We start from the raw sequence: 12,677 nt of genomic DNA, 5'->3' as shown, positions 1-12,677 counted from the left end.
CTTACTGTTGGGGCATGGACGGCATCGACGGACGCGTGCGGAGCGCTGTCGAGGTCTGGCTGCGCTGGCTGCCACGGTGGCAGATCGGCACCGCGCGGCCCCGCACCCGGATCTGTCGGAAGTGCACGGGGTCGCCGATCGCCTCGGCGGCGGGCTTCGGACCGGACGTGCCGCACGCGGTCCAGCACGCGCTGATCGGGCGCATCTCGACCATCATCGAGGACGCCGTCGACGACTACACGGCGAAGAACCTGCCGCTGCTGCAGCGTGAGCTCGAGCGGGCGGACGCGCGGAAGCGGCACGCCGGGTACCAACCGACCGAGGGGTTGCAGCCGGAGTTCCAGGGGCTCGACGTCGACCCCGAGCCCTCACCGGGGGAGCCGTTCCTGTTCACGCTCGGCGAGCTGACCGGTACCGGGGCGGCGGAGCAGGCGCCGCGCGAGCCGCTGTCGGACGAGGCGAAGGCGGCGCTCCGGCACGAGATCGAGCTCTCCGACGAGTGCGCAAGGGCCACGGGCACGGCCGTGTGCCTGGCGCTGATCGACCACCGTCCGCGGATCGCCGAGGCCGTGGAGCGGCTGGTCGAGCCGCAGATCGAGGCGCTCGTGTCCGACATGTTCCGCGGGTTCGACGGCCCGGAGGAGGCGCCCCGCTCCGGCTTGTTCTGACGCGGGGTGCGGCGGCGGCGGCGCGGCTGCCGAGGCGCGGCGCGGGGGCCCGCGGCGGCGCGGCGCGCGGATGCCGAGGCGCGACTCTCACGGTGCGGATCCGGTCGGCCGGTGCGAGGTTGCTCGCTCCGTGCGCCCTTCTGGCGCCGCACCATGCCGTCGTCACTGCACGGGCTGGCGAACCTCGCACGGTGCGGGTCTGGCGAACCCTGCACCGGACGACGAAGAGCGCACCGTCCGACGCACGTCGCACCGTGCGGGTTCGGCCAAGCCGGCACGGGACCGCGGAGCCCGCACCGTGCGTGGTTCGTCCCTCAGCGCGGGAGGAGTGTGCGGCCGGCGATCACCGTGCCGCGCAGTGAGCGGTGCTCGACAGGACGCGCGGGGTCGTCGATGCGGCCGATGACGAGGTCGATCGCCTCGCGGCCGATGCGCTCGATCGGCTGCTGCAGGGTCGTGAAGCCGATCCAGTCGCTCGCCAGCGGGTAGACCCCGTCGAAGCCGGTGACGGACAGGTCGCGCGGGACCTCGACCCCGCGGTGGCCGAGCGCCTCGCAGACGTCGAGCATGAGTCGGTCCGTCGGGCACATCGCCGCGCTGACGTCCGACTCCTGCATCGCACCGACGATGTCGGCCGCGACGTCGCCGGGCGGTCGCACGAAGCTGGCGTCGATGTCGATGACCCGCGTGCCGCGCGCTCGAAGTCGCTCGAGCATCGCCGCCGAACGCGCGTGCTGCGTGATCGCGTCGCCGAGCGGGACGGTCAGCACGGCGACCGTCGTGTGCCCGGCGTCGGCGACGGCGTCCGCGATGGCTGCACCGCCTCCGACCTCATCGCAGTACACGCTCGACAGTGCGGGGTGCAGTTCGGGCCGTCCGGCGACCACCGTGGCGATCCGTGGGGCGAACTCCGCGATGTCGGTCGCCGGCATGAGCCCGCTGCAGACCACGAGGCCGTCGACCCGCATCGAGACGAGCGCGGCGAGGGCGCTCTTCTCGTCCTCGACCCGTCCGACGCCCGTCGTGGTGACCACGCGGTAGCCGAGCTCCGAGGCACGGCGTTCCATCACGGCGTGCAGCGCGGCGTACACCATCGACGAGGCGTCGCGGACGAGCATCCCGATGGTGTGCGTGCGTCCGCTGACGAGGCCGCGCGCCATCGCGTTGGCGACGTACCCGAGCTCGGCGGCTGCGCGCTCGACCCGCTCTCGTGTCTCGTCGGAGAACCGCCCGGTGCCGGAGAGGACGCGGCTCACCGCCGACTTCGAGACACCCGCCCGTGCGGCGACGTCGAGGATGGTCGGCTGGGACCCGCGGCTGCCGTTCACGCGTCGGTCGCTGCGGCGTCCTGCCGGGAGCGGGGTGCGCGGAGTCGGAGGATCCCGCGGACGACGGCGCGCCAGCCGAGCAGGAACACACCGAGCACGATCGTCGCGACGATGACGAAGGAGATCGGCAGCGGGTTGCCGTCGACGTCGCCCTGGCCCGTGGCGACGCGGATCGCCATGCCCACGAACACCGTGAGGATCCAGGCGACGACGCCGGTCGGCCAGAACCGCAGCGGCCGCGACCACGCGCCGCTCGTGACGTAGGCGATCGCCCAGCCCGCGAGGAACGGGTAGGCCGTCGTCCAGACCCCCAGTGCGCTGTTGCCCTCACCGTGCGAGGAACGGCCGATGAGCGCGAAGACGACGATGAGGACGACGTCGATGACGGCTGCGAGCCAACCCCAGGTGCGTGTGTTCACTCCCACATTCTCGCAGCGTTCTGCGGCCGGGCTCATCCCTCCACATCCTGGGCAGCGGGGCGAACCGTCCACAGGGCTTTGGTCCGACGCCTCGCCCGTTCGGGGAACTCCGGAACATCGGGGCATGTCGACGAACCTCAACCTCGCACCGGTCCCCGAAGTCCTCACCCACCGAACGTCAGCACGGCGGCCGGACGAGTCCGACGTCATCCGGCGCCGGGCCGCGGCGGGAGAACTCACCCGGGTCGCCCGTGGTCTGTACGCCGAGTCCGCGGGCTGGGCGGCTCTCCGCTCCAGCGAGCAGCACCTCGTCCGGGTGCGCTCGTTCGCGGATCGGATCCAAGACGGGGACCTCGTGTCGCACGTGTCCGCGGCCGTGGTGTTCGGCGTGCCGCTCCTCACCCCGCCGCCGACCCGCGTCCACGTGACCTCGACCGGCGCGGACCGACGGACGACGAACGCCACCTTCGTCGTCCACGCCGACCTCGATCCCGAGTGGAACCGCCCGGTCGTGACGACCTCGGACGGTCTGCTGCTGTGCGGGCTGGAGCGGCTCGCGACGGACCTCGCGCTGACGCTGCCCTTCGCCGACGCGGTCGTCGCCCTCGATGCGCTCCTCTGCCGAGCGGTCGAACGGGAACTGGTGCGAGCGGCCGTGGCACGGCGGGGACAGAAGGGGCGGCGGCGTGCGCTCCGCGTGGTCGAGTTCGCCGACGCGGCCTCGGGCTCGCCGGGGGAGTCGTACGCGCGGGCTCGGTTCGACCAGTTCGGGACGCCGGCGCCGGTCCTCCAACACCGATTCCGCTCGGCGGGCGAGCCGGACATCGTCGTGGACTTCTGGTTCCCGGAGTCGGGCGTGGTCGTCGAGTTCGACGGCTCCGTGAAGTACCAGCGCAGCGAGTACCTGCACGGGCGGACACCGCAGGAGGCGCTGGTCGACGAGAAGCTCCGCGAGGACCGGCTCCGTGCGTTCCCGGAGGTGCGCAGGATGCTCCGGTTGACCTGGTCGGACCTGCTGAACGAATGGGTCCTGCGGGCGAAGCTCCGCCAAGCCGGCGTGCGGATGTCGCGCTGAGGGAACTGTCCGCGCACGGTGCGGACTTGTTCGGGGTCGGGCGCGGGCGCACGGTGCGGCGCCCGCGGGCGGCGGACGGGTTGCCCGCTCGGCGCGAGCTTGTAGGCAGTCACGGAGCGGGCAACCTCGCACCGAGTGGCGGAGGGCGCACCGTGCGGCGCCCGCGGGCGGCGGGCGGGTTGCCCGCTCGGCGCGAGCTTGTAGGCGGGCACGGAGCGGGCAACCTCGCACCGAGTGACGGAGGGCGCACCGTGCGGTGGAAGGAGCACAGCGCCGGGCGCGCCGCGCGGAGTTCACCCGGGGGCGACCCTCGCGGTACCTCGCGTTCACCCGGCAGCGCGACACTCGACCTCGGTGCGGGAACGTTCCCGCACCGGGTCACCGCGCGAGCCCCACCCCGCGGACGAACCCCACCGCGCGACCCCGCACACCCAAGTCCCACCCCGCACACCCCAGTCCCACCACGCACACCCCAGTCCCACCCCGCACACCACCGGGCGACCCCGCACACCCCAGTCCCACCCCGCACACCCCCACGACCCAGGGAGACCACCACCGTGAAGACCCGAGCCCTCGCCGGCCTCGCGATCGCCGCCGCCGCGACCGTCGCACTGTCCGGCTGCGTGCAGAGCGCCAACGCCTCGAACGCCGCCGACCCCAGCAGCGGCACGACCGACCTCACCGTGTTCATCAGCGGCGACACCAACGTCCAGGACCTCTGGGAGAAGTCGCTCATCCCCGCGTTCGAGAAGCAGCACCCGACGATCCACGTCAGCACGAGCATCGACCTGCACGGCGAGCACGACGCCCAGACCCAGGCGAACCTCGCCACCGCGGTCAAGGCGGGCAAGCGCGTGGCGTACGACCTCGTCGACGCGGGCTTCGTCTCGACCGCCGGCAAGGCCGGACTCCTCACGAAGGTCAGTGCCACGAGCATCCCGAACCTCGCGAACGTCCCCGAGGCCACCAAGCAGCAGGGCGGCACGAGCGCGATCCCGTACCGCGCCTCGAGCGTCCTGCTCGCCTACGACTCGAAGAAGGTGACGGACCCGCCGAAGACCCTCGACGACCTCCTCGCCTGGATCCGCGCCAACCCGGGCCAGTTCGCCTACAACTCGCCCTCGTCGGGCGGTTCCGGCGGGTCGTTCGTCGCGACGGTCCTCGCGAAGTACCTGTCGGACTCCGAGCAGGAGACGATGCAGACCTCGTACGACAAGTCCCTCGAGTCGGAGTGGGACAAGGGGTTCCAGGCCCTCAAGGACCTCGGCCCGTCGATGTACCAGAAGGGTGTCTACCCGAACGGCAACGACCAGGTCGTCCAGATGCTCGGGTCCGGCCAGATCTCGATGGCGCCGGTGTGGAGTGACCAGTTCATCACCTCGCAGAAGACCGGGATCATCCCGAAGACGATCAAGGCGGTGCAGATCGCGGACCCGTCGTTCACGGGCAGCGCGAGCTTCCTCGGCATCCCGAAGACCGAGCCCACCGCGCAGAAGCGTGCGGCCGAGGAGCTCGCCGACTTCGTCCTCAGCTCGTCCGGGCAGCAGCTCGTCGCGAGTGCCGTCTCGGGCTACCCGGTGATCCCGCTGGACTCGCTCCCGAAGTCCGTCTCGGAGCAGTTCGCCGACGCCGACCCGTCGAACCTCCGGCTCGGCTTCCAGAGCGACTTCGCCGCGGACATGAACGCGGCGTGGGACGCGAAGGTCCCGCAGTGACCCAGGTCGCCGACCGGGAGGCCCGTGGCGCGTCCGCCACGGGCCTCCCGCCCGCCCCGCCACCGGTCCAGGACGCGCCCCACCAGACGGACCGGCGCGCGCTCCGGAGTCGCCAGGCGCGTCGCGCACGGGCGACCGGCCTCGCGCTCGTCGCGGCACCCGTCCTCGTCGTCGTGCTGTTCGTCGGCGTCCCGGTCGTCAACGCCGCGCTCTTCAGCCTCGGGTTCACCGGCGGCCTCAACCAGGCGCTCGCGGACATCGGCGGCGACACCGTGCGCGGGTTCTCCCTCGCGGTCTACGGCACGCTGCTCGGCAACCCGACGTTCCTCCGGGACCTCGTGGCGACCCTCGGCGTCACGGCGCTGTCGACCGGGTTGACCGTCGCGCTCGCCGTGGTCGTCGCCGTGATCCTGCGGCTCCGGGGCGGGGTCCTCGGCAAGACCCTGAGCGTGCTGGCGGTGGTCCCGATCTTCGTCCCGGTGGTGATCGCGAGCTGGTCGATCCTGACGTTCACCGACGCGCAGGGCTTCCTGCGGAGCCTCGGCGCACAGGTCGGACTCGACGTGCCGGTGTGGGGGTACACCCTCGTCGCGGTCGTGTTCGGCAGCGTCTGGACGAGCCTGCCGTTCGCGGTGCTGATGATCGCCGGCGCGCTGCAGGGGACCCCCGACGCCCTGGTCGAGGCCGCGAAGGACGCCGGCGCGAGCACGTGGCGTGTCGTCTGGCAGGTGCTCCTGCCGATGGCGAAGACCCCGTTGGTGATCGCGACGACCTTCACGGTGATCGGGGTGCTCGGGTCGTTCACCGTCCCGTACTTCACCGGCCCGAACGCGCCGACGATGCTCGGCGTCGACATCTCGAAGTACTTCCAGGCCTACAACCGGCCGCAGCAGTCGACCGCGATGGCGTTCATCGTGTTCGCGTTCGCCGCCGCCGCGAGCGTGTTCTACCTCCGGTCGACGGTGCGGGCGAACGCCCGTGAGCTGGCCGACACGAACAAGGAGGCGCAGTCGTGATCGCACGCGTGACCGGGACCGCCCTCGTCTGGGCCACCGCCGTCGTCCTGGCGGTCTTCATCGCCGGGCCGCTGCTCTGGCTCGCCGCACGGGCGTTCGCGACGACGTGGACCTACCCGAACCTGCTGCCGGACGGGTGGACGCTCCAGTGGTGGGGGCGGGTCTTCGACGACCCGACCCTCGGCGTCGCGATCCAGAACTCCCTCGTGCTCGCCCCGCTCACGGTCGGGATCGCCGCGGTCGTCTGCCTGCCGGCCGCGTGGGCGATCAGCCGCATCGAGTTCCCCGGGCGGCGCCTCGTGCTCGTCGGGCTGTTCGCCACGAACGCCTTCCCGAAGATGGGGCTGTTCGTGACGATGTCGGCGATGTTCACGGCGCTGAACCTGATGAACACCGTCACCGGCATCCTCATCGTGCACGTGCTCGGGTGCGTGGTGTTCATGACCTGGCTCCCGGCCGCGGCGTTCTCGGCCGTGCCGCGCGCCCTCGAGGAGGCCGCCCGCGACGCCGGTGCGAGCCGGTGGCGCACGTTCTGGAGCGTCACGTTCCCGATCGCCTGGCCCGGCATCCTCGTCGCCGTGGTGATGAGCTTCCTCGCCTCGTTCGACGAGGCCCAGGGCACCTACCTCGTCGGCGCCCCGACCTACATGACCATGCCAACCGCGATGTACTCGCTCGTCCTGAACTCGCCGCGCCAGGTGTCGGCCGTGTTCGCGATCGCGCTGAGCATCCCGTCGATCGTGCTGATGACGCTCGCGCGGAAGCACATCATGGGCGGCCGGCTCGCGGACGGGTTCCAGATCCGATGACCACCACCAGCTCGAAAGGCGACCCCATGACGGAGCACGCGCTCGTCGCGGAACGCGCACCGCGCCTCCCGGCCCACGACCACCCGGCTGACCGGCCGGACGCCACCCGCACCGGCGGCCTGACCGTCAGGGGGTTGCGGAAGACCCTCGGAGGGCGCGACGTCGTGGCGGGCATCGACCTGGACGTGGCGAAGGGCGAGCTCGTCTCGCTCCTCGGCCCGTCCGGGTGCGGCAAGACCACGACGCTCCGCATGGTCGCCGGGTTCCTCGCCGCCGACGCCGGGACCGTCACGATGGGCGACCGCGACGTCACGGCCCTCGGACCGGAGCGTCGACCGAGTGCGATGGTGTTCCAGAACTACGCGCTCTGGCCGCACATGACCGTGACGCAGAACGTCGCCTTCCCGCTCCGGACCCGTCGCGTGCCGAAACAGCGGGTCGCCGAGCGGGTCCGGGACGCCCTCGAGCTCGTCGGGCTCGCGCACCACGCCGGCTCGCGCCCGACCGCCATCTCCGGCGGCGAGCAGCAGCGGGTCGCCCTCGCCCGGGCGATCGTGCAGGAGCCCGACGTCCTGCTCCTCGACGAGCCGCTGTCCAACCTCGACGCGAAGCTCCGGGTGAGCGTCCGCGACGAGATCCGCCGCATCCAGCAGCGCCTCGGCATCACGACCGTCGTCGTCACGCACGACCAGGACGAGGCGCTCAGCATCTCCGACCGGATCGCTGTGATGCACGACGGCCGCATCGAGCAGATCGCGGCGCCCACCGAGCTGTACGCCCGGCCCGCCACCGGGTTCGTGGCGTCGTTCATCGGGTCGACGAGCGTCGTCTCGGGTCGCTTCCTCGCCGCCACCGGGGTCGTGACGCGCCCCGGCGACACGGTCCTCGTCCGGCCCGAGCAGGTGGCGCTCGCCGACGGTGCGCCGCTCCGGGCGACCGTGGTGCGGGTCCTCGTGCGCGGACACTTCGCCGAGGTGGTGCTCGCCGCGGACGGCGCCGAGCTCCGCGCGTACGTCACCGGCGTCCCGCCGGTCGTCGGCACCGAGACCGGCGTGCGGATCGGCGACGTGCTCGTCCACCGCGACGGCGTGCTCGTCGAGGCCGCACGGTGACCACGCAGGAGGTCTCGGCCCCGACGGACCGGCGGACCGACCCGCAGCCGTCGCGGGGCCCGCGGGTCCCACTGCTCGTCGCGCACCGCGGCGCACCGCGCGTCCGCCGTGAGAACACGCTGCCCGCCATCGCGGTCGCCGAGGCGCTCGGCGCCGAGACCATCGAGGTCGACGTCCGCCGGACGGCCGACGGCGTCGCGGTCCTGCTCCACGACGAGACCCTCGGCCGGCTGTGGGGCGACGCCCGACGGGTGTCCGAGGTGGACTGGTGCGACGTCGCCCGGCTCGGGAACGGACTCGACCGCATCCCGCGCCTCGACGCCGTCCTCGAGCGACTCGACGGGTGCCGGAGCTCGCTGCTGGTCGACCTGACCGACCCCGAGGACGCGCGGGTCGCCGCCCGGACCGTCGCCGCGTCCCGGGCGGGCACCGGGGTCGCGTGGTGCGGTGCGCCGGCGGCCATGGCCGCGGTCCGCGAGGTCCTGCCGGACGCCGACGTCTGGCTCGCGTGGGAGTCGCTCGACCCGCCGACCGCGGCGGACCTGGTCGCCCTCACTCCCTCGACGCTGAACCTCGACCTCGCGTTCCTCACCCCGCGCACCGTCCGTGCCGCCCGCGACCTCGGACTGCGCGTCTCGGTCTGGACCCTCGACGACGCCGAACCGGCCGTCTGGGCAGCCACGGCCGGCGTCGACTCGATCACGACGAACGACGTCGCCGCGATCCGTGCCGCCCTGGCCCGGGCCGAACGCGACGGCTGGCCGGAGCCGGACCGCGAGCCGACCGAGACCGAGGTCGCGTCGCGCGCGCAGGCCCTGGCGCACCGGCTCGCGCACGAGGTGATCGCGTTCACCCGGGAGCACCCGGTCGGCGAGGTCGCCACCAAGGCGCACCCGGCCGACCTCGTCACCGACGTCGACCGGCTCGTCGAGCAGCACGTGCGGTCCCGGGTGCGGATGGCGTTCCCGACGCACGGGTTCACCGGCGAGGAGTACGGCGCGGCCCCCGGTGACCGGCACCGCTGGTACCTCGACCCGGTGGACGGCACGACGAACCTGGCGAACGGGGTGCCGTGGACCTCGATGTCGCTCTGCCTCACCCGTGGCGGCCGGCCGCTCGTCGGTGTCGTCGCGGACCCGTGGCGGGGCGAGGTGCTCGAGGCCCGGAGCGGACGCGGGGCCACCCTCCGCGACCGGACGCTGCGCCTCGACGACGCACCACGGGCACTCGCCGGCGCCGTCGTCGGCACCGAGCTCGACGGACACCGGCCGTGGCCCGGGTTCGGGGCGTTCCTCGACGCCCTCGCGGACCGGTCGTGCACGCTGCGGGTGCAGGGGTCCGGCACGCTCACGATCGCGCAGGTCGCGGCCGGACGGGGGATCGGCGGCTGCGTGTCGGCGTTCAACCCGGTCGACCACGGCGCGGCGGTCCTGCTCGTCCACGAGGCCGGTGGGGTCGTGCTGACCCGGGAGGGTGCGGTCGAGGGCTTCCCGCCGGTGGGGGAGCCGTTCCTCGTGGCGCACCCGGGCGCGGCGGACGAACTCCACGCGGTGTGGACGGCGGCGCTCGCCGCCGGGTGACGCACGCGTCGTGGGACGGGAGGCGCGGTGCAGGCCCGCACCGCGCCTCCCGTCCCACGCTCCGGTGCGCTCGCACCGCCGGCTCTCGGGGGACTCTGTGCGTGCGTTCAGTCAGTGGTCGTCGGCGCTCCCTAGGGTGGCAGTCCACGGCACCGCTCGACGGCGGGCCGCACGGTCCCGCCGCCGGCGGGACGCACGGCTCCGCCGCTGGCGGTGCGCACCCGAAGGAGCATCGACCATGGGATTCCTCGACCGCCTGCTCGGACGCCCCGAGCGCGACCAGAACGGCGCCGCGCAGCAGAACCAGTGGGGGCAGCCGCAGCAGCAGGGGTACCGCTACGGCCAGCAGTCCTACCAGCAGCCCGCCACGGGCACCCCGGCGACCGGCGACCGGTACGGCACGCCGCAGTGGGGTGGCGGCGCACCCTCGGGTGGCCAGGCGTCGACCGACGACGAGCGCGCGGTCGAGCGCTACCGCTACCTGCTCCGCACGGCGCCGCCGGAGCGCATCGAGGAGGTCCACGCCGAGGCGTTCGCGAAGCTGACGGACGAGCAGCGCCGGATGGTCTTCGACGAGTTCACCCGGTCCGCCCCCGCCGGCGAGGCCCCGCGAGGCGACGACCCGCGGTCGCTGGCCCAGGCCGCGACGCGCTCGGAGATCCGGCAGCCCGGGTTCATGGAGCGGTCGCTCGGTGGTGTCGGGAACGGTCGCGGCGGGATGTTCGGCGGTGCCGGGCAGCGCTCCGGACCCTCGTTCGGCAGCATGATCGGCGCCTCGATCCTCGGTACGGTCGCCGGCTACGTGATCGGCTCCGCCATCATGAGTGCCTTCCTGCCGGACCCCGGATCGTTCGACGGCGGTACCGATGCTGCGGGTGACGGTGGTTCGGAGGACACTGGTGCCGACCCCGGTGACGGCGGAGCGTCCGACGCAGGCGCGTCCGACGGCGGCGGGTTCGACAACGCGGGCTGGGGCGACGGCGGATCCGACTTCGGCGGTGGCTTCAGCGACTTCGGTGGCGACTTCGACGTGTAGCGCGTCGCGGGCGGCACCGACCCACCGACGTGTTCCATGCTCGACAAGGGAGCGACATGGCCATCATCGAAGCCTCCGGGCTGACCAAGACCTACCGATCGAAGTCCGGCCCGGTGCACGCACTCGCCGGGCTCGACCTGGTGGTGCCGCAGGGGACCGTCAAGGCCCTGCTCGGGCCGAACGGCGCCGGCAAGACGACGACGGTCAAGGTGCTGACCACGCTCATCACGCCCGACACCGGCACGGCGACCATCGACGGGATCGACGTCATCGCCGATCCGCAGGCGACCCGCCGGTCGATCGGTGTGTCCGGGCAGTACGCCGCCGTCGACGAGAACCTCACCGGGTTCGAGAACCTCGAGATGATCGGTCGGCTGTACCACCTCGGCCGGCGGACGGCCCGCGAACGGGCGCGTGAGCTCATCGACGTGTTCGACCTCGCCGAGGCGGGGGACCGCCCCGTGAAGGGCTTCTCCGGCGGGATGCGGCGGCGGATCGACCTCGCCGGCGCCCTCGTGATGAACCCCAGGGTGCTGTTCCTCGACGAACCGACGACCGGCCTCGACCCGCGCAGCCGACTCGCGCTCTGGGGCATCATCGAGGGGCTCGTGGCGGACGGCACGACCGTGCTCCTCACCACCCAGTACCTGGAAGAGGCGGACCAGCTCGCCGACGACATCGCGGTGATCGACGGCGGGACCGTCATCGCCGAGGGCACCTCCGACCAGCTGAAGGCCCAGGTCGGCGGCCACCGCGTCGTCGTGACCCTGGTCGACGAGTCCGACGCCGACACAGCCACGACCGTCCTCCGCCGCTACGGCGTGGGCGAGGTCGAGGCCTCTGGTGACGGCCGCACCCACGCCGTCGCGGTCGAGGCCGGGCCCTCGGCGCTCCAGCGCGTGCTCGCGGACCTCGGCGACGCCGGCATCGCGCTGCACGACGCCGGCATGCGTCGCCCCACCCTCGACGACGTGTTCCTCCGGCTCACCGGCCACGCCGCGACGGACGACGATGCCGTCGAACCCGCGGCCACCAAGCAGAAGGAGGCGGCACGATGACCGCCACCACGACCCCCACGGCACTCGGACGCCAGCTGCCCGTCGTCGTCACCTCGCCCGCCGCCGTCTGGCTCGAGGACGGCTGGACGGTCACGAAGCGGAACCTCATCAAGATCAAGCGGTCGCCGGACATGCTCGTGTTCGCCGTGCTGCAGCCGATCATGTTCGTCCTGCTCTTCAGCCAGGTCTACGGCGGCGCGATCCAGGTGCAGGGGACCGACTACACGCAGTTCCTGATGGCGGGCATCTTCGCGCAGACCGTCGTGTTCGGCGCCACGTTCTCGGGCTCGGCGATGGCGCAGGACCTCAAGGAAGGGCTCATCGACCGGTTCCGCACGCTGCCGATGTCGGCGTCCGCGGTGCTCGTCGGCCGCACGAACTCCGACCTCGTGCTCAACGGGATCTCGATGGCGATCATGATGCTCACCGGGCTCGCGGTCGGGTGGCGGGTGAACTCGTCGCCGCTCGAGTTCCTCGCCGGCATCGGTCTGCTCCTGCTGTTCAGCTACGCGTTCAGCTGGGTGATGGCGCTGCTCGGCATGAGCGTCAAGACGCCCGAGGTGATCAACAACGCCTCGTTCATGATCCTCTTCCCGCTGACCTTCATCTCGAACGCGTTCGTCCCGAGCGACACGCTGCCGCTCGTGCTGCGGGTGTTCGCGGAGTGGAACCCAGTGTCGTCCCTCGTGCAGGCCGCGCGGGAACTGTTCGGCAACGTCGGCTCGGCGCCCGTGCCGGACATCTGGACGATGCAGCACCCGGTGGTGACCGTCCTGATCGGCATCGCGGTCATGCTCGTGGTGTTCGTGCCGTGGTCGGTGAACAAGTACACGCGGATCAGCTCGAAGTAGGCACGGGCAG

12 protein-coding genes are annotated in these 12,677 nt (G+C 72.5%); 10 read left to right on the top strand and 2 right to left on the bottom strand.

The genetic code is table 11. The features are described from left to right. The first annotated feature begins 14 nt into the window (after window positions 1-14). Entirely contained in the window at window positions 15-668 is a 654-nt protein-coding gene (locus tag ACQXVK_RS01055) for a spermidine/putrescine ABC transporter substrate-binding protein (RefSeq protein ID WP_430852393.1), read from the top strand. A 314-nt stretch (window positions 669-982) separates the two neighbouring features. Here ACQXVK_RS01055 and ACQXVK_RS01050 read toward each other — a convergent pair whose 3' ends face one another. Both ACQXVK_RS01050 and ACQXVK_RS01045 read right to left on the bottom strand, forming a co-directional pair. After that, on the bottom strand, window positions 983-1,996 hold the full coding sequence (locus ACQXVK_RS01050) for a LacI family DNA-binding transcriptional regulator (protein WP_022905607.1): 1,014 nt from the start codon (window positions 1,994-1,996) through the stop codon (window positions 983-985). Then, a complete protein-coding gene (locus tag ACQXVK_RS01045) occupies window positions 1,993-2,415 on the bottom strand; it encodes a DUF3054 domain-containing protein (RefSeq protein ID WP_430852392.1) in 423 nt (140 codons plus the stop codon). Before ACQXVK_RS01045 ends, ACQXVK_RS01050 begins: the two co-directional genes overlap by 4 nt. A gap of 124 nt (window positions 2,416-2,539) precedes the next feature. On the opposite strand from ACQXVK_RS01045, the gene ACQXVK_RS01040 reads away from it, so the two are divergent. The 9 genes from ACQXVK_RS01040 (at window position 2,540) to ACQXVK_RS01000 (ending at window position 12,667) form a co-directional block, all read left to right on the top strand. After that, entirely contained in the window at window positions 2,540-3,490 is a 951-nt protein-coding gene (locus ACQXVK_RS01040; protein WP_430852391.1) for a hypothetical protein, read from the top strand. Between the two features lie 557 nt (window positions 3,491-4,047). Further along, window positions 4,048-5,205, top strand: a complete 1,158-nt coding sequence (locus ACQXVK_RS01035) for an extracellular solute-binding protein (protein WP_430852390.1) — start codon at window positions 4,048-4,050, stop codon at window positions 5,203-5,205. Continuing rightward, window positions 5,202-6,221 (top strand): ABC transporter permease, encoded by a 1,020-nt coding sequence (locus tag ACQXVK_RS01030; protein ID WP_430852389.1) that lies wholly within the window; start codon window positions 5,202-5,204, stop codon window positions 6,219-6,221. Before ACQXVK_RS01035 ends, ACQXVK_RS01030 begins: the two co-directional genes overlap by 4 nt. Further along, window positions 6,218-7,030, top strand: coding sequence for an ABC transporter permease (locus ACQXVK_RS01025; protein ID WP_022905612.1), 813 nt, complete (start codon window positions 6,218-6,220; stop codon window positions 7,028-7,030). The genes ACQXVK_RS01030 and ACQXVK_RS01025 overlap by 4 nt, the downstream gene beginning before the upstream one ends. 26 nt (window positions 7,031-7,056) lie before the next feature. Continuing rightward, complete coding sequence (locus tag ACQXVK_RS01020) at window positions 7,057-8,142, top strand: ABC transporter ATP-binding protein (protein WP_430852388.1); 1,086 nt, start codon at window positions 7,057-7,059, stop codon at window positions 8,140-8,142. Then, window positions 8,139-9,722, top strand: a complete 1,584-nt coding sequence (locus ACQXVK_RS01015) for an inositol monophosphatase family protein (protein WP_416395899.1) — start codon at window positions 8,139-8,141, stop codon at window positions 9,720-9,722. The genes ACQXVK_RS01020 and ACQXVK_RS01015 overlap by 4 nt, the downstream gene beginning before the upstream one ends. A gap of 238 nt (window positions 9,723-9,960) precedes the next feature. After that, a complete protein-coding gene (locus tag ACQXVK_RS01010) occupies window positions 9,961-10,758 on the top strand; it encodes a hypothetical protein (protein WP_402264315.1) in 798 nt (265 codons plus the stop codon). Window positions 10,759-10,814: 56 nt separating this feature from the next. Then, window positions 10,815-11,816, top strand: coding sequence for an ATP-binding cassette domain-containing protein (locus tag ACQXVK_RS01005; protein WP_430852387.1), 1,002 nt, complete (start codon window positions 10,815-10,817; stop codon window positions 11,814-11,816). Beyond that, window positions 11,813-12,667, top strand: coding sequence for an ABC transporter permease (locus ACQXVK_RS01000; protein ID WP_402264309.1), 855 nt, complete (start codon window positions 11,813-11,815; stop codon window positions 12,665-12,667). Before ACQXVK_RS01005 ends, ACQXVK_RS01000 begins: the two co-directional genes overlap by 4 nt. Window positions 12,668-12,677 lie beyond the last annotated feature (10 nt).

This window comes from Curtobacterium sp. AB451 (assembly GCF_050585845.1).
Lineage (GTDB): Bacteria > Actinomycetota > Actinomycetes > Actinomycetales > Microbacteriaceae > Curtobacterium.
This window is presented reverse-complemented; position numbering and strand designations above follow the sequence as displayed.